Source organism: Caballeronia humi (assembly GCF_001544475.1).
Lineage (GTDB): Bacteria > Pseudomonadota > Gammaproteobacteria > Burkholderiales > Burkholderiaceae > Caballeronia > Caballeronia humi.
Window position 1 is genome coordinate 49,497 of the sequence record NZ_FCNW02000001.1, and the last position, 18,292, is coordinate 67,788.

The 18,292-nt window shown below is 61.7% G+C and carries 16 protein-coding genes and 4 tRNA genes; 11 read left to right on the top strand and 9 right to left on the bottom strand.

All coding sequences use genetic code 11. The annotated features are described in order from the left end of the window. Nucleotides 1-16: 16 nt before the first annotated feature. The 4 genes from AWB65_RS00235 to AWB65_RS00250 form a co-directional block, all read right to left on the bottom strand. Complete coding sequence (locus AWB65_RS00235; protein ID WP_087665249.1) at nucleotides 17-1,021, bottom strand: flippase-like domain-containing protein; 1,005 nt, start codon at nucleotides 1,019-1,021, stop codon at nucleotides 17-19. Next, nucleotides 1,018-1,842 (bottom strand): HalD/BesD family halogenase, encoded by an 825-nt coding sequence (locus tag AWB65_RS00240; RefSeq protein ID WP_235007462.1) that lies wholly within the window; start codon nucleotides 1,840-1,842, stop codon nucleotides 1,018-1,020. Before AWB65_RS00240 ends, AWB65_RS00235 begins: the two co-directional genes overlap by 4 nt. Then, nucleotides 1,839-2,507 (bottom strand): CDP-alcohol phosphatidyltransferase family protein, encoded by a 669-nt coding sequence (locus AWB65_RS00245; protein WP_087665666.1) that lies wholly within the window; start codon nucleotides 2,505-2,507, stop codon nucleotides 1,839-1,841. The genes AWB65_RS00240 and AWB65_RS00245 overlap by 4 nt, the downstream gene beginning before the upstream one ends. Before the next feature lie 148 nt (nucleotides 2,508-2,655). Next, nucleotides 2,656-3,381, bottom strand: a complete 726-nt coding sequence (locus AWB65_RS00250) for a DUF4136 domain-containing protein (protein ID WP_087665667.1) — start codon at nucleotides 3,379-3,381, stop codon at nucleotides 2,656-2,658. Nucleotides 3,382-3,618: 237 nt separating this feature from the next. Here AWB65_RS00250 and pepN point away from each other — a divergent pair, with 237 nt between their 5' ends. From pepN to AWB65_RS00275, 6 genes are all read left to right on the top strand, one after another. Next, complete coding sequence (gene pepN, locus AWB65_RS00255) at nucleotides 3,619-6,336, top strand: aminopeptidase N (RefSeq protein ID WP_087665250.1); 2,718 nt, start codon at nucleotides 3,619-3,621, stop codon at nucleotides 6,334-6,336. A 266-nt stretch (nucleotides 6,337-6,602) separates the two neighbouring features. Beyond that, complete coding sequence (locus tag AWB65_RS00260; RefSeq protein ID WP_087665251.1) at nucleotides 6,603-7,619, top strand: class 1 fructose-bisphosphatase; 1,017 nt, start codon at nucleotides 6,603-6,605, stop codon at nucleotides 7,617-7,619. Between the two features lie 53 nt (nucleotides 7,620-7,672). Continuing rightward, nucleotides 7,673-7,748 (top strand) — tRNA-Thr (locus AWB65_RS00265). Between the two features lie 121 nt (nucleotides 7,749-7,869). Then, complete coding sequence (locus tag AWB65_RS00270) at nucleotides 7,870-8,514, top strand: cation efflux transmembrane domain-containing protein (RefSeq protein ID WP_087665252.1); 645 nt, start codon at nucleotides 7,870-7,872, stop codon at nucleotides 8,512-8,514. A gap of 656 nt (nucleotides 8,515-9,170) precedes the next feature. After that, entirely contained in the window at nucleotides 9,171-9,320 is a 150-nt protein-coding gene (locus AWB65_RS36590) for a hypothetical protein (protein WP_181505491.1), read from the top strand. A gap of 201 nt (nucleotides 9,321-9,521) precedes the next feature. Further along, complete coding sequence (locus AWB65_RS00275; protein WP_087665253.1) at nucleotides 9,522-10,136, top strand: chorismate mutase; 615 nt, start codon at nucleotides 9,522-9,524, stop codon at nucleotides 10,134-10,136. A 10-nt stretch (nucleotides 10,137-10,146) separates the two neighbouring features. On the opposite strand, the gene AWB65_RS00280 is transcribed toward AWB65_RS00275, so the two are convergent. Both AWB65_RS00280 and AWB65_RS00285 read right to left on the bottom strand, forming a co-directional pair. After that, nucleotides 10,147-11,289, bottom strand: a complete 1,143-nt coding sequence (locus tag AWB65_RS00280; RefSeq protein ID WP_087665668.1) for an exonuclease domain-containing protein — start codon at nucleotides 11,287-11,289, stop codon at nucleotides 10,147-10,149. Between the two features lie 291 nt (nucleotides 11,290-11,580). Further along, on the bottom strand, nucleotides 11,581-11,784 hold the full coding sequence (locus tag AWB65_RS00285) for a cold-shock protein (protein ID WP_087655165.1): 204 nt from the start codon (nucleotides 11,782-11,784) through the stop codon (nucleotides 11,581-11,583). A 351-nt stretch (nucleotides 11,785-12,135) separates the two neighbouring features. Between AWB65_RS00285 and AWB65_RS00290 the strand changes: the two genes are divergently transcribed. Together AWB65_RS00290 and AWB65_RS00295 are read left to right on the top strand one after the other, a co-directional pair. Continuing rightward, nucleotides 12,136-12,381 carry a hypothetical protein gene (locus tag AWB65_RS00290; protein ID WP_087665254.1) on the top strand — a complete coding sequence of 82 codons (246 nt, stop codon included), beginning with the start codon at nucleotides 12,136-12,138 and terminating at the stop codon, nucleotides 12,379-12,381. A gap of 519 nt (nucleotides 12,382-12,900) precedes the next feature. Further along, on the top strand, nucleotides 12,901-14,040 hold the full coding sequence (locus tag AWB65_RS00295; protein WP_087655166.1) for a porin: 1,140 nt from the start codon (nucleotides 12,901-12,903) through the stop codon (nucleotides 14,038-14,040). Nucleotides 14,041-14,106: 66 nt separating this feature from the next. On the opposite strand, the gene greB is transcribed toward AWB65_RS00295, so the two are convergent. After that, entirely contained in the window at nucleotides 14,107-14,664 is a 558-nt protein-coding gene (gene greB, locus AWB65_RS00300; RefSeq protein ID WP_087665255.1) for a transcription elongation factor GreB, read from the bottom strand. A gap of 140 nt (nucleotides 14,665-14,804) precedes the next feature. Between greB and AWB65_RS00305 the strand changes: the two genes are divergently transcribed. The 3 genes from AWB65_RS00305 to AWB65_RS00315 all read left to right on the top strand — a co-directional run bounded on the left by AWB65_RS00305 (nucleotide 14,805) and on the right by AWB65_RS00315 (nucleotide 15,229). Continuing rightward, nucleotides 14,805-14,881: transfer RNA gene (locus tag AWB65_RS00305), tRNA-Arg, on the top strand. A 97-nt stretch (nucleotides 14,882-14,978) separates the two neighbouring features. After that, a tRNA-Arg gene (locus AWB65_RS00310) sits at nucleotides 14,979-15,055 on the top strand. A gap of 97 nt (nucleotides 15,056-15,152) precedes the next feature. Then, nucleotides 15,153-15,229: transfer RNA gene (locus AWB65_RS00315), tRNA-Arg, on the top strand. A gap of 54 nt (nucleotides 15,230-15,283) precedes the next feature. Here the strand turns inward: AWB65_RS00315 and AWB65_RS00320 are convergent. Next, nucleotides 15,284-15,775 carry a phage protein NinX family protein gene (locus AWB65_RS00320; RefSeq protein WP_087665669.1) on the bottom strand — a complete coding sequence of 164 codons (492 nt, stop codon included), beginning with the start codon at nucleotides 15,773-15,775 and terminating at the stop codon, nucleotides 15,284-15,286. 90 nt (nucleotides 15,776-15,865) lie between these two features. Further along, nucleotides 15,866-18,286: a RelA/SpoT family protein gene (locus tag AWB65_RS00325; RefSeq protein ID WP_087665256.1), complete on the bottom strand. Its 2,421-nt coding sequence runs from the start codon at nucleotides 18,284-18,286 to the stop codon at nucleotides 15,866-15,868. Between the last annotated feature and the right edge of the window lie 6 nt (nucleotides 18,287-18,292).

Sequence of the window (18,292 nt, forward strand, 5' to 3'; positions counted from 1 at the left end):
TCCCTTCGAGGATGAATCAGTCGATCTCCGGCACGCGCGCGAGACGGCGGCGCTGCCAGCCCTTTTCAACGAAATGCAGATAGACGATGCCCGGCAGCCCGAGCAGGAGTTCGCGCGCCCGCTTGGCTAGCGACAGCGCGAGCGCGACTTCCGGCGGCAAGCCGACGAGCCGCGCGAGCAGCAGATAACCGCCCTCCTGCACGCCGAGCGAGCCGGGAATCGCGAAGGCCGCGCCGCGAATCGCCTGGCCGAGGCTTTCGAGGATCAGCGCATCGGTCCAGTCGACCGGATGGCCGAGCAGACGCAGCACGAGCCACACTTCGCCCGTGCCGACGAACCAGCCGACGAGGCTCAACAGAAAGCTTGCCGCGACCTTGCCGCGCTCGCGATACATCTCGTGGACGGCGGCATCGACGGCTTCGGCGCGCGTCACCAGCGACGACCAGTCGCGTTTCGCCGAAAAGCGCGCGGCAACCGACGACGCAAACCGCATCGCCCGGCCAAACAGCCCGCGCCGCTGCGCGAGATAGAAGCCGAGCGTCATCGCGCCAATCAGCGCGATCACGACCAAAACGGCATTGCGCACGCCCGTGCCCGAGCCGCCGCCGAGCAGCGCCACGCCAGCGAGCGCGAAGATCAGTTGCGCGAGGGTCTGCATCGTCGTGCTGACGGTGATGACGGCGGCGGCATCGCGTGCGCGCATCCCACGTTGCGCGAGATAGCGGACCATCATCATCGGGCCGCCGATCTGGCCGGCGGGCATCAGGCTATTGACCGACTCGCCGGTCCAGCGCGCGAGCAACGCGTCGCGCAGCGAGACGTCGCGATCACGCGGCGAAAAGAGCACGCTGATGGCGCCGGCATCGAGCGCGACCGGCAGCAGGTGAAACGCCGCGACGGCCAGGAGGCCCCAGCCGGCGGTCGCGAGCGTCGACGCCACCGAGCCGAAGCCTTGCCAGCCGATCAGCGCGATGAAGAGCACCACGCCGATCGAAAGCAGAATGGTTCCGGCGCGGCTCATGCGCTTCCGTTCTTGCCGGCTTTGCGCCGAAAGACCTGCCCGAAGCCGAAATAGGCGATCGAATCCTTCATGTTCGAGATGAAGCGCTGCCACGGCCGCATGTTCGGGTTCGTCACATATTCGAACGTGAGCGAGACGCGCATCTCGTTCGCGCCGAGCGGCGTGATGCGATGACGCAGCTTGTCACCGTCGAAGAAGACGAGCGCACCCGGCGGATACTGCACCGAGCCCGGTTCGTCGGGCACGGCGTCGTTGCGTGTGTGGAGTTCGTAGTCGAGGCGGCAGGACGAATCGTCGATCACGCCGAGCAGCAGCGTGTAGCGGCGGCCTTCGTAATAAGACGTGTCGTAGTGCCAGCCGATGTGGTCGCCCGGGCGCGTGTAGAAATAGAGCGCGTAGGCATGCGGATCGTCGGCGGGGGAAAGCTGCAATTTGTCGCCGCTGATCGCTTCGAGCCAGCCGATCAGGGCGGGCGACCGATACAGGTCGGCGATAAACGGCGCGAGTTTGTCGATCGCGTGACGGCTCACGCTCCCGCCCGCCTTGTGGCCCGGCAGATAGTTGCGGTTCACGGCGGGCGTGACCGCGTGGACGGCATCGATCAGGCGCTCGGTGTACTCGCGCGGCAGGAAGTCTTCGAGATACAGGAAGCTTCCCTGTTGATCGAAGGATTGGTGCAGTTGCGCGGTCGTAAGCTCGCGCAGACGGGCACTGAGCGTCGCATCGATGTCGCGCGCGGCCGGTGCCCCGGAGCGCGTATCGGGAATGCGTGCGGTGGTTTCGCCCGGCGATTCCGTCGACGTATTGGCGGCCTGGTTCATCGTACTGTCTGAAGATCCTTGCCGGCGGCCTCGCGCGTCACCCGCTGATGATCGATCGCGACCCACGCGGCGAAAAGCGGCGCGCCGACCGATGCCGCGATCAAAAACGGCGTCATGCCGTTAAGCAGCGTGACGAGCGGCAGGAGATAAAGGACGTCCTCGGTCTCGAAGCCGGCCATCGAGGCCTGCTTCGTGCCGTCCTTGCCGATCATCGACTCGATGCGCATGCGCAGATAAAAGATCAGCGCGACGGCCACGCCCGCGACGCCGCCGAGCACCTCGGCCGGCACGAACATGGAAGGATGGTGAACGCCTACGTAGAACCCGAGGCCGAGGAATAGCAGCACGGTCACGAGCGCATCGCACGCGAGGTCGTATAAATGACCGATCTTGCTCGACTGTCCGCTGATGCGGGCGAGTTCGCCGTCGGTGTGATCGACGAAATTGGACAGCGCGATCAGCAACGCCCCCACCGTACACAGCCAGTATTGCCCGAGCGACAAATAATAAGCGCCCGCGAGGCCGATCAACAGGCGCAGCGAGGTGAGATGGTTCGGCGTGACAGGCGTGCCGACGAGCGGAGTGACAAGGCGGCGGGCGAGCCGCGCGTCCCATGTGGCGGGCGCCGGGACGTCGCGGGGCGGGATCGGACTTGATTTTGTCATGAACGCGAATATATCCCGATTCTGGCGCGCGTGCATATTACCGGGATAGCCGGCGCATGCGCGCCAATCCGTCGTCTGACGGTCGTTTGCGCCGGATTCGCGCAGGCGCAAGACCGCGAGAATCCGGGGGAATCGGGAAAATTTACGCTTATTCGACAGTCTTAGGCGGCGGCGCCCCGTTGCTGGACGGAACGGCCCGCTCGTTAGCACCGACCGCCGCCGACGTCTCGTTCACCCCGCCGCCGTTCGGATCTAGCGGAAGCTTCACCGTGCGCACCGTGCCGTTGCCGAGCGGGAAATCCGCCAGCGCGCTGCGCACGAGATAAGGCATCGCGCGAATCAGCGACGCCTCGCCGCCCGAATTCATCGCCGTCACCTTATAGACTTCGCGGCCCGTGCCGCGCTCGGTCATGCGGAGCTGCAGCGCGTGCACGTAGACCGGATACGTCTGGTCGACATAGCCCGTCGGCCCCCACGGACCGAACGGCCCGCCCCACGGCCCACCCCAGTAAGGCCGGCCCCAGTACGGCCCGTACATCGGCCACGGATCGTAATAGACCGGCTGGCGCACGGTCATCACGTCGCCGCGAATCGAATACGCGAGCTCCACGCGATAGCGCGCGCTCGCTTCGGGAACCTGCCTGAACGCCTGCCGCGCCAGTTCGTTTGCAACGAGCGCTTCATACGTCGTCTGCTCGATGCTGTTCTGCTGCTCCGGCGTGCGCGCGAAAGCATAGGTGCGCGTGGCGTCGCTGCCCTGCCAGTCGGAAAACGCCGTCACCTGCGTCTGCACGTAGGTTGTGCAGCCCGCGAGCCACAGCACGCTCAACCCCAGCACGGCGCGAACCGCGCTGGCCCAACGATCGAACTTCATGGTCATCCTCATTTCGTGGCCTGCTACTTCTTAGTTATAGAAACTGCCGGCGCGTCGCGCTCGACCGTTCGCGCCTCGCAGTGTGCCGAAGATAATGACCGGCGCCGGATATCCAAAGTTCTTCCGTTGGCCATCCGGCCGATCCCGCCGCCCGACCCATGATCGTCCGAGCCTTTGTACAATGGTCCGACACCAGGCCGCCAAATGGCGCCGCCATTCAACTCTATAGAAGCCGCCATGTCCACATCGACCGCATCCGCGTCTCCCGCCGTGATCCGCCGCGCAGACTACGCGCCGCCCGCTTTCCTGATCGATTCGGTGGCACTCGAATTCGACCTCGTGCCCGAGCGCACGGTCGTGAAGAGCACGCTCGCCGTGCGCCGAAACCCCGCCGCGGACGCCGCTCCGGACCTCGTGCTGATGGGCGAGCAACTGGAATTCGTCCGCGCATGGGTCGACGGGCGTCCGCATGAGGACGTCCACGTCACTGAAAACGGATTGTCGGTTCGCAACATTCCTGAGCGCTTCGAACTGACGATCGAAAACGTCTGCAATCCGGCGGCGAACACCACGCTGTCGGGGCTGTACGTGTCGAGCGGCAACTTTTTTACGCAATGCGAGGCGGAAGGCTTTCGCCGCATCACCTATTTCCTCGACCGGCCGGACGTCATGGCCACCTACACCGTCACGCTGCGCGCAGACAAGGCGGCGTATCCCGTGCTGCTCTCGAACGGCAATCTGATCAACGAAGGTGATCTCCCGGACGGCCGCCATTTCGCGAAATGGGAAGACCCGTTCAAGAAGCCGAGCTATCTGTTCGCGCTGGTCGCGGGCAAGCTGGTGGCGCTCGAGGAGCGCATCACGAGCGGTTCGGGCAAGGAAAAGCTGCTGCAGGTTTGGGTCGAGCCGCACGATCTCGACAAAACCCGCCACGCGATGGATTCGCTCATCCATTCGATCCGCTGGGACGAAAAGCGCTTCGGCCTGGAACTGGATCTGGACCGCTTCATGATCGTCGCGGTGAGCGACTTCAACATGGGCGCGATGGAAAACAAGGGCCTCAACATCTTCAACACGAAGTACGTGCTAGCGAACCCCGAAACCGCGACCGACGTGGATTTCGGCAATATCGAATCGGTCGTCGGACACGAGTATTTCCACAACTGGACGGGCAACCGCGTCACCTGCCGCGACTGGTTCCAGTTGAGCCTGAAGGAAGGTTTGACCGTCTTCCGCGACCAGGAATTCTCCGCCGACATGGCCGCCGGCGACGCCCCCGGCGCCGCGAGCGACGCGGCGCGCGCGACGCGACGTATCGAAGACGTGCGCGTGCTGCGCCAGATGCAGTTCGCCGAGGACGCCGGCCCAATGGCGCATCCGGTGCGCCCGGAAAGTTACGTCGAGATCAACAACTTCTACACGATGACCGTTTATGAGAAAGGTTCGGAAGTCGTGCGGATGTATCAGACGCTCATCGGGCGCGAGGGCTTCCGGCGCGGCATGGACCTGTATTTCGAGCGCCACGACGGCCAGGCGGTCACCTGCGACGATTTCCGTCACGCGATGGCCGACGCAAACGGCCGCGATCTCGCGCAATTCGAGCGCTGGTACAGCCAGGCGGGGACGCCGCGCGTCGGCGTGCGCACGTCCTACGACGCCGCCGCGAAACGCTACGCCGTGACGCTGACGCAGGGCTACGGCGAGGCGTCGGAAGCGGCGCGTGATACCCAGAAAGGACCGCTGCTGATTCCCGTCGCGATCGGGCTGATCGGCGTGGACGGCGCCGATCACCCATTGCGACTCGAAGGCGAGAAGGAGCCGGGCGGCACGACGCGCGTGCTCGAACTCACCGAGCGCGAACAAACTTTCACATTCGTCGATGTCGCGGAGAAGCCGCTGCCGTCGCTGCTGCGCAATTTCTCGGCGCCCGTGATCATCGAATACGACTACACGAACGAGCAACTGGCGTTTCTGCTCGCGAACGACAGCGATCCGTTCAACCGCTGGGAAGCCGGCCAGCGGCTTGCCACGCGCGAACTGCTGGCGCTCGCGGCCCGTGCGGCAAAGGGCGAGACACTAACGCTCGACGATCAGGTCGTCGCCGCGTTCGAGCAGGTGCTGGACGATCCGGCGCTCACGCCCGCGTTCCGCGAACTCGCGCTGATGTTGCCGTCCGAGAGCTACCTTGCCGAACAGATGGCCGTCTCCGATCCGGCTGCGGTCCACGCGGCGCGCGTTTTTGTCAGCCGCCGGCTCGCGACGGCCCTGCGCGACAAGTGGCTCGCCGTCTACGAAGCGAACCGCACGCCGGGTGAGTATCGTCCGACGCCGGAAGACGCCGGCAAGCGCGGTCTGAAGAATCTCGCCCTCGCCTACCTGAGCCAGCTTGACGATCCCGCCGATGCCGTGCGCCTCGCGCGCGCCCAGTACGACACCGCGGACAATATGACGGATCGTTCGGCCGCGCTCTCCGCGCTGCTGATGGCGGGCGCGGCGTCGAACGGCGATCCGTCCGTCGCCGACTCGCAACTCGCCGATTTCTACAGCCGCTTCGAGAACGAGGCGCTCGTGATCGACAAGTGGTTCGCGCTACAGGCCACGCAGCGCGGCGGCCCGAACCGCAACGTGATCGAGATCGTTCGCAAGCTGATGCAACATCCGGCGTTCACGCTGAAGAATCCGAATCGCGCGCGCTCGCTGATTTTCAGCTTCACGAGCGGCAATCCCGCTCAATTCCACGCCGCCGACGGCTCCGGCTACGCGTTCTGGGCCGAGCAGGTCATCGCGCTCGATGCGCTCAATCCGCAGGTCGCGGCGCGCCTGGCTCGCGGCCTCGAATTGTGGCGCCGCTTCACGCCCGTGCTGCGCGACAAGATGCATGCGGCGCTGACGGAGGTGGCATCGAAGGTGAAGTCACGCGACGTGCGCGAGATCGTCGAGAAGGCGCTCGGCTGACGGGCGCGCTGCGGTTTTTATCTGCCAACCGGCGCTTCGGCGCCGGTTTTTTTCGCCCTCACGTTGGCCGATCGGCCGACTTACCGAGTTTTCGCGCGCGAGCGAAAGCGGAGCAGATCGATCTTTTGCTTTATGCATCAGCGAATTCGCCGCGCGTTAGAGCGCAATCGCGCGGTGCTGTTTTCCCCGCCGAAACGCCCCGACATCGGCGCGTATTGTCGAGCGGGTAGAATCGGGGGATTCGTCAAACGCTCTCGGAGCCAAGCATGTCCATTTCCCGCCGCACCACGCTGACCAAGTATTTGATCGAGCAGCAGCGCGAACACCAGAACCTTCCCGCCGACCTGCGTCTTCTGATTGAAGTCGTCGCGCGGGCCTGCAAGCAGATCGGCTTTCAGGTGAGCAAGGGCGCGCTCGGCGAAGCGCTCGGCAGCGCCGGAAGCGAAAACGTGCAGGGCGAGGTTCAAAAGAAGCTCGACATCCTGTCGAACGAAATCCTGCTCGAAGCCAACGAATGGGGCGGTAACCTGGCCGCGATGGCATCGGAGGAAATGGAAAAAATCTTCCCGATTCCCAACCGTTACCCGAAGGGCAACTACCTCCTGACGTTCGACCCGCTCGACGGCTCGTCGAACATCGACGTCAACGTGTCGATCGGCACGATCTTCTCGGTGCTGCGCTGCCCGGACGGGGTTGAGCCGACCGAACAGGCGTTCCTGCAACCGGGTTCCGCGCAGGTCGCGGCAGGCTATGCGGTGTACGGTCCCCAAACCGTGCTCGTGCTGACGACCGGCAACGGCGTGAACTGCTTCACGCTCGATCGCGAACTGGGGTCATGGGTGCTCACGCAGAGCGACATGAAGATCCCGACCGAAACCCGCGAATACGCGATCAACGCTTCGAACTCGCGCCACTGGTACGAGCCGGTGCAGGAGTACGTGAACGAGCTGAATCAGGGCAAGGACGGGCCGCGCAAGGAAGACTTCAACATGCGCTGGATCGCGTCGATGGTCGCCGACGTGCACCGTATCCTGACTCGCGGCGGCATCTTCATGTACCCCGCCGACAAGCGCACACCGGACCGGCCGGGCAAGCTGCGCCTGATGTACGAAGCGAATCCGATGGCGTTCATCGTCGAACAGGCGGGCGGCGCTGCGACGAATGGCGAGCAACGCATTCTCGATGTCGTGCCGCAAAGCCTTCACGAACGCATTCCGGTGTTCCTCGGTTCGAAGGATGAAGTCGACCGCGTGACCCGCTACCATCTCGAAAAGAAAGTTTAATCTGGGGTATTGCCAAAGTCAGAAAAGAGTCTCTATAATCTCGTTTCTCTGATGCCGGAATAGCTCAGACGGTAGAGCAGCGCATTCGTAATGCGAAGGTCGGGGGTTCGATTCCTCTTTCCGGCACCATCAAGATTCAGGCAGTATTAAAACCCGCTTCATCTCAGTGATGACGCGGGTTTTTCGTTTTTGCGCGTGCGTTTCGGCCTACTCAAACGTTTAGATTTCGCCCGCATTCGGGGAGAGCACGATGCCTCACGACTGCAATCACTGCGATCACGAAGGCACGTTGCGTCGCGGGAAATATCGACAGCTCCTTTGGATCGCCGTCGCGCTGAACGTCGCAATGTTCGTAATCGAAGTCGGAGCGAGCCTGACGAGCAACTCCGTTTCCCTCCTCGCCGACTCGATCGACTTCCTCGGCGATTCCGCGAACTACGGCTTAAGCCTCTTCGTTCTGGGAATGAGCGTCACGGTGCGCGCCAAAGCGTCGCTTGTCAAAGCGCTTTCGATGCTGCTATTCGGCCTCGGCGTACTAAGCGCCGCGGTGTGGCATGCCGCCACGGACGCGCACCCGGAAGCGTCGACGATGGGTGTCGTCGGGACGCTCGCGCTCGTCGTCAACTGCGCGGTGGCGCTTATGCTGTTCGCGCATCGCGAGGGGGATAGCAACATGCGCAGCGTCTGGCTTTGCACGCGCAACGATGCGCTCGGGAACATCGCGGTCCTGCTGGCCGCGTTGGGCGTCTTCGGTACAGGCGCGGCTTGGCCCGATCTGGCAGTCGCTGGGATTATGGCTGCGCTGGCAGTTACGTCTGCGTTTCACGTGTTTCGCCAGGCACGCGGCGAGATTCGCGCAAACCACGACGTCCGCGAAACCGCTCCTTCCGAATAGTGTCGCTTTCGGGCCACACGCCTCGCACGCCGCAAACTTCACGCCCAGTGAAAGAAAAGAGCCTGCAGGCTGTCGGCCTCGCAGGCTTTGTCATCTGCGGGCCCGCGTCCCGCTTGGTGCGGCCGTACGAAAGCCCGATTAATCGTCCGAGCGAAACGCAATCGACGCAAATTCTGCTGATTACACCGACAATCGGGAATTACTGCCAAATGTGCGCTTCCACACAACTGACTAATTATTCCTCTTCAGGCGTTATTACGTCAACGCTGGTTTCCCGCTATCGTTATATGTATGGAGTGAACGTTAAAGTGATATTGCAATGCGTCATCGGAGGCCCACGGGCCGGGCCTCTGCGGGCGATTTCCGGGCATGACGAGCAGAAACAATTGCTGCAGAGCGGTCGAAATCGGGTAAATCGACACAAAAAATTTAAGTGACGATTTAACGAACGACCATGCCCGTTTTGGATTACGTGTTGAATTATTCGGAAGAGTCTCAAGTAAAAATGAAACGCTCCGATATAGCATCAAGAAGTTTCCGCAGCACACTCGGCGAAAGGCGGCGGGCCTGAGTCGAGTCTTATAGAGCACCGCAACTTGCATGGGACCACGTGTAGGCGCTGAAGCGCCAACTCTGGTCGACAAAGGAGAGAAATGATGGACGCCAAGCCGACGAAAATTCCGACGCCCGACATGGTTCGCAGCCCGGATCCGGAGCCGGTCGGGGTCGAGTTCCTGGCCGCCGAACTGCCCGAGCACGTTCGCGCGTTCTTCGACGAACAGCGCAACATGCGCGACTCGAAGTAAACGCCGGCCGACGGGATCGACCGGGATTGTCGTGTACTCGACGCATCGTGCGGATGACGCGCGCGCGGACGTCGCGACCAAGTCATGGCTCACGCCAGGCGTTCTCACGCTCGTGGCCCGCGAGCGCCCGCCTGGCGATCGAACACAGGCTCCGCTGAACCAGTGAGTTATGCTGGGGTTTTCGTCCGCCCAGCGCTCCGCATGCGTCCATCGTTTTTCACATTCCTCTCTCGCGGGCGTCGCGCCTGTGTTCTTGCTGCCCTCTCCGCATCGCTTTTAGCATCGACGCCCGTCGCGCATGCTGAAGGCGACGACGCACCGCTCACCAGTCTTGTCGCGTTGACGTCGCAGCGGCTCGCGCTTGCCGAGCCGGTCGCGCGCTGGAAGTGGGCGCATCACGAACCAATCACCGATGAACCGCGTGAAGCCGCGTTGCTCGCGAGCGTCGAGAAAAAGGCGGAGGCCGCGGGCGTCGATCCGGCGTTCGCGCGGCGCTTTTTCCGCGACCAGATCGAGGCAAGCAAAGAGGTGCAGAACGCGCTTTTCGCCAACTGGCACGCCGCGCGGCCGCCGGAGGGATCGCCGCCCGACCTCGCCGCCGATACGCGTCCGAAGCTCGATCGATTGACGCAGTCACTGATTGCAGCGCTCGCGCGCGTCGAACCGTCGCGTCACGCCGACGACTGCCCGCTGCGGCTCGCCGACAGCGTCGCGCGCTGGAAACATCTCACGCGCTACGACGCGGCGATGAACGCGCCGCTCTCGCGCGCGCTGTCGCATGTGTGCGCGGCGGGCGGCGTCGGCGCGGTCGGCTAAAGGGCCTGCTTCAAACGACGGCGGCCATTACATTTAGCGGCACGAACGCGAGTCCGCGCGCGAGCCGTTCGCCAAGAATCCGATACGTCGACAGTTCGAACGCCGCGCCCGTCGCCTGCGTGCGCAACGCCGCCGCTTCGGTCAGCGTCGCGGCCGTGCCGAAGTACTGCCACTCGTCGACGACATGCCACGCGTGCAAACCCGTCGCCGGATCGCGCTCGTCGATCGCGATCGCGCCCGTGTACGGCCACGCGGCACCGCGCGCATCGTCGCGGCGCGCGCGAATCACGCGATTGTGCGGCGGACGCAGCCGCGCGACCCGCTGCGCCTCGGCGAGCAACGCACCGATCTCGCCGCCTGTCGCCGTCCATTCGACGCGCCGCACGAGCGCCGCCAGCCGCAAATCCTTCGCGGAACGCTTGCCGCCCGTCAAATGCGAGCGCACCCGCTGGCGCAGCCGCACGCTTCGGCCGACGAACAGCGGCGCATCTTCCTCGCCGTAGAACACATAGATGCCGCAGCCGGCCGGAATCCGCTCGATCGTGTCCTCGTCGATGTCGCCTGCGAGGCGAAAACGCCGCGTGATCCGGTCGATGTGCGCACACAAATCGTCCGACGGATGCGCCTGATGCAAGTGCTGCCAAAACTGCCAGAGCAGATCGGCGTCAGCGAGCGCGCGGTGACGCGCGGACGGCACGAGCGCATGCCGCTCGACGAGCGCGTCTAGCCCGTGCCGCGTCTGCGCCGGATAAATCGCGCGCGACAGTTGCACGGTGCACAGCACGTCGGGCTGAAACTTGAGTCCGAGCCGCTTGAACTCGCCCCGCAGAAAGCCGTGGTCGAAATGCGCGTTATGCGCAATGAAAAGGCGCCCGTGCATGCGCTCGAAGAGGCTCGCCGCGAGCTCGTCGAACGTGGGGGCTTCGCGCACCATCGAATCGGTGATGCCAGTCAGGTTCTGGATGAACGACGGAATCGGTTTCTGCGGATTGACAAGCGAACTCCACTGCGTCACGCCGAAAGGACCCGCCTCGACGATACCGATTTCAGTGATGCGATCGATACCGAGCGAGCCCCCGGTCGTCTCGAGATCGACGAAGACGACCGGAACGGCGGGAAATGCGTTGATGGAAAGCGGTGGAGGCGTGTGCATCGTATAAGTAAAAGCGGTGAGGACACGCGAGTTCGCGCGCGTGCATTTCACGCCATTTTATCTCATGCGGATGAGGCAGGCGGACCGGTGCCTTCGCTGCGCATAAAGGGCAGATTCGGCCTAAAAAAGCGCCTCGCATTTACCCGAATAGTCGGTGAATTTTTTATAAGCGCGTGTGTTTAAAATCCGATCGGATGATCAGCGAAGCGCGAGCATTGCCATTCTCGCTTACCCTAAATAATAAAACCCCTTGCGACTGCAAGGGGTTTTATTGAAGCGGAGTGACAAGAATCAGAGCGCGCGAATGTTTGCTGCCTGCTTGCCCTTCGGACCGGCCTTCGTCTCGAAGGACACGCGCTGGTTTTCCTTCAGCGACTTGAAGCCGTCGGCACGGATCTCGGAGAAGTGCGCGAACAGGTCCTCACCGCCGGAGTCAGACGTGATGAAGCCAAAGCCTTTAGCATCGTTGAACCATTTGACGATACCCGTTTCCATATACCTGATTCCCTCGGAAGTTTTGATAAAAGCAGGGCGAACCCTATAAACACCGTGCGAGCTATTTAAAACACGGAATCGCTTTTATATAAGGAGGCGGAGAAAGCGTCAAGAAAATTTTTAAAGCGAAGCCTCCGATTTAAACAACAAGCGCCAAACGTATCGCACCAGCGCTATAACATAAGCGCATGAAACATAAGCGCACGACGTTACCGAAATAATCGAAAGAACTTCTTACTTCAAATGTAACAAAACTTATCTAATCGTAAGTGTTTACGCGTCTTGTTCGATCCCATCGTGTTCCCCAATATGGGAGTGGCAATTTGCAGACGATATGGAGGGCCTGTTTTGATGACCGAACTCAAGCGCGCAGTTCAATGGTTCAAGTCGTGGGTGTCGGAGCCGGAAGCCGCAGCCGATTCAGATACGACTTCCTCGCTCGACTTCGATCCTGCGTGGCACGGCGATCACTGGCAAAACCTGCTTTCCTCGCCGATGGATGCCCGCCACTACGTCATGGAAGACTGGCAACTCCCGATTCAGCACGCGTTCGCCACCGAGTCCGCCGACGAGACGGCCGAGAAGAAAGCAGCCTGAGCGTCGAATCAGCAGGCAAAAAAAAGCGCGACCGTAAAGTCGCGCTGACAAAGTTTGGAGATCTTTTCCGTCAACGAAAAAGTCTGCTTTTGAAGGCAGAAACATCAGTATAGCTGCGGAGCGGGAAAATATTACTCGTACATTTCGCAATCATTTATTGCACGATTCTCAATAATCCAACATTCGGATTTGTCCCGTTGCGCGCGCCTTTTTGATATGTAGTGAATGCGCAACGCCGCATGGTTGACACCGCCTCGCCAACCCGTTTGATTTGCCTCGAAGTCTTATCCAGTAAGGCTTTCAGCGATCATTTCCATCATTGCCGATCAAAGAATAGGTTATTGCTGAAAACGGAATGCCTGTGCTGTAACACCGTCTTTACACTTCCTGAGGTCCGGAAACAAATGTGTTCGAGGTTGAACATATTGCTCGCCTGACAGCGCCTCTCGCAGCGCGTCGGAGAGAAGGTTTCCTTCAAGCCTGGGTTTACAGACCCATTCTGCTCTCGGAGTTACAAAGATGAAAAAGACTCTCATGGTCGCCGCCCTCACGGGCGTATTTGCTACCGCCGCTCAAGCGCAAAGCAGCGTCACGCTGTATGGCCTGATCGACGCGGGCATCACGTATACCAATAATCAGCAGGGCCACAGCAACTTCAAGGCGACGAGCGGTTCGGTCAACGGCAGCCGTTGGGGCTTGCGCGGCGCGGAAGATCTCGGCGGCGGCCTGAAGGCAATCTTCACGTTGGAAAACGGCTTCAACATCATGAACGGTCAGAACGGCCAGGGTGGTCGTGAATTCGGCCGCCAGGCATTCGTCGGTCTGTCGAGCGAGCAGTACGGCGCCGTGACCCTCGGCCGTCAGTACGATTCCGTCGTCGACTATCTCGGCCCGCTGGCGCTGACCGGCACGCAATACGGCGGCACGCAGTTCGCCCACCCGTTCGACAACGACAACCTCGACAACTCGTTCCGCGTGAACAACTCGGTCAAGTACACGAGCGCGAACTATGCAGGCTTCAAGTTCGGCGGCATGTACGGCTTCTCGAACCAGGCCGACGGCTTCTCGAACAACCGCGCTTACAGCGTCGGCGCATCGTATAACTACGGTCCGTTGAACGTCGCTGCGGCGTACATGCAACTGAACAACGGCGACGCGACGGTTTCGGGCAACGCGCTCGGCGCAGTGAGCGGCGACAACCCGCTGGCAGCCGGCCGTCAACGCACGTTCGGCGGCGGTCTGAGCTACGCGTTCGGCCCGGCCGTGGTTGGCTTCGTGTTCACGCAAACGATGCTCGACGACGCGCTCGGCGTCACGGCAGCGGGCACGGGCGGCAGCGCGATTCCGTTCAGCGACGGTCACGCACGCTTCTCGAACTACGAAATCAATGGCCGTTACAACCTGACGCCGGCTCTGAGCCTGGCAGGCGCGTACACGTACACCGACAGCCGTATCGATGGCGTGAAGCCGAAGTTCCACCAAGTGAGCGTGCAAACAGCCTACGCGCTGTCGAAGCGCACGGACGTGTATCTGCAAGGCGAATACCAGCACGTTTCGGACACGGAAGGCACGGGCCTCGGCGCGACGATCACGGGTGTTGGCGTGTCGTCGACGGAAAACCAGGTTTCGGCAACGATCGGTGTACGTCACCGCTTCTAAGCTGGACTGGCAGTACAGATATGAAAAAAGGCGCCGCTCGGCGCCTTTTTTTGTGCCTCTCAGGGCTCACGCCGACTTTGGATACCGCACGTCGACGATATCGATTTGCTGAATTCCCACCGGCGTGTGCAGCGCGACGGTATCGCCGATCTTCGCCTTCAGGAGCGCCCGCGCGATCGGCGAGATCCAGCTCACATAGCCCTGATCGAGATCAACCTCGTCCACTCCGACGACCCGCACCGTATGCACTTCGCCGTCGTCGCCGGCGTAATCGACGGTCGCGCCGAAGAACACCTGATCGACATTCTCCTGCTTACTGCTATCGACGACTTCCGCCAGATCGAGCCGCTTCGTGAGAAAACGAATGCGCCGGTCAATTTCGCGCAGACGCCGCTTCCCGTAAATGTAGTCCCCATTCTCCGAGCGATCCCCGTTCGACGCCGCCCACGACAGCAGCCTCACGATCTCAGGCCGCTCGACATCGAGCAGATGCAGCAATTCGTCACGCAGCCGCAGATGCCCTGCCGGCGTGATGTAGTTCTTGGTGCCGGCAGGCATGTCCGGCTGCGCGATGTCGAGATCGTCGTCGCTCTCTTCGGATTCTTTGACAAATGCTTTATTCATGGTGCCAACCGCTCGAAAAAATCCGTGGAAACGCGAAAACGCCTATGTACAAGGTATCACGAAGGTGGACGAAAACGCTGAAAACCGCCTTCCAGCCCTTCCTTTTTCAGATAGCTTTGTCTATAATCTCGCTTCTGCGTGCGGCTGTAGCTCAGTTGGATAGAGTACTTGGCTACGAACCAAGGGGTCGTGGGTTCGAATCCTGCCAGCCGCACCATCTTTTCAGGCGTCTTTCCTTCGAGAAGGATGCTTAATCAGCAAAATGCGTTTAACCATAAGCGCAGTTCAGTAATAAGTCAGTACCGGTTTTGCGTGCGGCTGTAGCTCAGTTGGATAGAGTACTTGGCTACGAACCAAGGGGTCGTGGGTTCGAATCCTGCCAGCCGCACCATCTTTTCAGGCGTCTTTCCTTCGAGAAGGATGCTTAATCAGCAAAATGCGTTTAACCATAAGCGCAGTTCAGTAATAAGTCAGTACCGGTTTTGCGTGCGGCTGTAGCTCAGTTGGATAGAGTACTTGGCTACGAACCAAGGGGTCGTGGGTTCGAATCCTGCCAGCCGCGCCACCTTTTAAAGGGCCTTCCATTCGGAAGGCCCTTTTTGTTCGTGCGCAGCGTTCATTATTGCCGCGGCGCCGATCCGATATCGCCAATCCGACCATCCGGCGCCGGCACATCCTCCACCGATGCAACCGCGCTCGGCTCGCCGATTGCCTCGGCCCGGTCGCCGAGCAGCGTCTGCGGACGTCGCAGAAATTCGTCGTCGACAGTCTCGCCGAATGCATGGCGCACGAACGCGCGCAGCAACGCGATCCGCAGCGACGCGCCCCGCCCTTCCACCGACTCCCCATGCTTGCCGAACGTCGCGACGCAAACCACTTCGCCGCGCCCGTGATCGCTCATTTCGAGCCGGCAAGCGCGCTCCAGAACAACCGACGCCGCTTCCCACGAAGTCGATGGCAGGAAGCGCCCGTCCCACGGCTTGCCGCGATCGTTGCCGCGGATGGAGAGCGTCTCCCCGCTGTCGGTGAAATGAATTTCCCGGATAAATTCATGCAAGCCGCGCGCGACCCAGTAATCGAGTGCGGTGCCTTCGAGATCGGATGTTTGCATTGTCGTGCCTGGTTGTACGTCGAATTGAACGAGTACGGGCACGCAGGTTACGTTCCAGCGCCGGCGCGCCAAAAACATCGAAACGCGGCGCTAGTAGTCAGCGCGCTCGCGATCGATACGCATGCCGCCGTCCTGGTTGCGATGATGCGGCTCGTCGCTCGGACGTTCGCGCGAGATGCGCATCACGTCCGGATTGGTCCGCACGCGCCGCATCACGTTCGCGAGGTGCACGCGGTCGCTCACCTGAATCACGAAGCGCAACAGCGTGGCTTCCTGCGACGGATCTTCGTCCATCGCGATGTGGACGATGTTCGCATCCGCCGACGTGATGTCCGCGGCGACGCGCGCGAACACGCCCTTCCTGTTCTTCACGAGCACCTTGACGGCGACGTCGAAGAGACGTCCCGGCTGCGGCGCCCACGCGACGTCGATCCAGCGCCCCGGATCGCGCCGATGGATACGCTGCGCGACACGGCAGTCGGTGGTGTGAATCGCCATGCCGAGGCCAATGCCGATGTAGCCCATGATGTCGTCGCCGGGGATCGGGCGGCAGCACGCCGACAACTGCACCGACATGCCTTCCGTGCCCGTGATGACGACGGGCGGCGCCGTGTTCGTCGTAAAGCTTTCGCGCGGGGAATCGTCGTCGTCGCGGCCGTTCATCAACACTTCGATGCGTTTCGCCATCACCGCCGCGACACGCCGGCCGAGGCCGATGTCCGCGAAAATTTCCTGGCGAGACTTGTTGCCGGTCCACTGCACGAGCTTTTCCCACGCTTCCGGCGTGACTTCGGCGAGTGACAGGCCATAGGCCTTGAGACTCTGATCGACGAGCCGCTCGCCCAGTTGCACTGACTCGTTGAGGCGCATCGTCTTCAGATAGTGCCGAATGGCCGAGCGCGCCTTGCCTGTACGCACGAAGCCGAGCCACGCGGGATTCGGCTTCGAATACGGCGCGGTGATCACCTCGACGATGTCGCCGCTCTTCAGCTCGGTGCGCAGCGGCAGCAATTCGTTGTTGATCTTCACGGCGACGCACTGGTTGCCGAGGTCGCTGTGGATCGAATATGCGAAGTCGAGCGCCGTGGCCCCGCGCGGCAGCGGCATGATCTTCGACTTCGGCGTGAAGACGTAGACGGCGTCCGGGAACAGGTCGATCTTGACGTGTTCGAGGAATTCGCTGGAATCGCCCGCTTCGCTCTGGATGTCGAGCAGCGACTTGAGCCACTGATGCGCGCGCTTTTGCACGTCGTTGAGATCCGCACCGCCGTTCTTGTAGAGCCAGTGCGCCGCGACGCCCGCTTCGGCGATCTCGTGCATCTTGCGCGTGCGGATCTGGAACTCGATCGGTGCGCCGAACGGGCCGACGAGCGTGGTGTGCAACGACTGATAGCCGTTCACCTTCGGAATCGCGATGTAATCCTTGAACTTGCCCGGCACCGGCTTGTAGAGCGCATGCAGCGCGCCGATGCACGTATAGCACTCGAGCGCGCTCTCGACCACCACGCGGAACCCGTACACATCGAGCACCTGCGAGAACGACAACTGCTTGTCGCGCATCTTCTTGTAGATGCTGTAGATGGTCTTTTCGCGGCCGGTGACTTCGGCGCCGATCTTCGCATCACAGATCGTGCGCTGGACCGCTTCGAGAATCTTCCCAACCACTTCCCGCCGATTCCCGCGCGCCGCCTTCACCGCTTTTTCGAGCGTGGCGTAGCGATTTGGATTGAAGTTCGCGAAGCTCAGGTCCTGCAGTTCGCGATACGTGTTGTTCAGGCCAAGCCGGTGCGCGATAGGCGCGTAAATATCAATGGTTTCACGCGCCACACGCCGCCGCTTCTCCGACGGCACCGCGCCGAGCGTGCGCATGTTGTGCAGCCGGTCGGCGAGCTTGACGAGGATCACGCGCACATCACGCGCCATCGCGAGCAGCATTTTCCGGAAGTTTTCCGCCTGCGCTTCCTCGCGATTGCGGAACTCCATCTTGTCCAGCTTCGACAACCCGTCGACCAGTTCCGCGACCTTCGCGCCGAATCGCTCCGCGATTTCGGTCTTGGTTACGCCCTGGTCTTCAATCACGTCGTGCAGGAGCGCCGCCATGATCGACTGCGCGTCGAGCTTCCAGCCCGCGCAGATTTCCGCGACCGCGACCGGATGCGTGATGTACGGCTCGCCGCTCTGCCGATACTGGCCGAGATGCGCTTCGTCGCTGAAATGGAAAGCCGCCTTCACTTCCTTGATCTCTTCCGGCGTGAGATAGGAGGCAAGCTCGTTCGTCAGCTTCGAGATCGAAACGACGTCGTGGCGGCGCGGCTTTTCGGGAGTGGCGGTTGGCCCGAACAGATGGCGAAACGACTGTTCGAGGACTGCGTCGATGTACTTGCGGGCGGGAAGCGACTGATTCGAATCCTGATCCTGCTCGTTGGCTGAATCAGAATTCAAATCGGAATTCGAATCGTGGTCGGCGTCGGAATCCACGTCGATGGAGACGGGCACTGGTGTGTGACTCATGTTCGC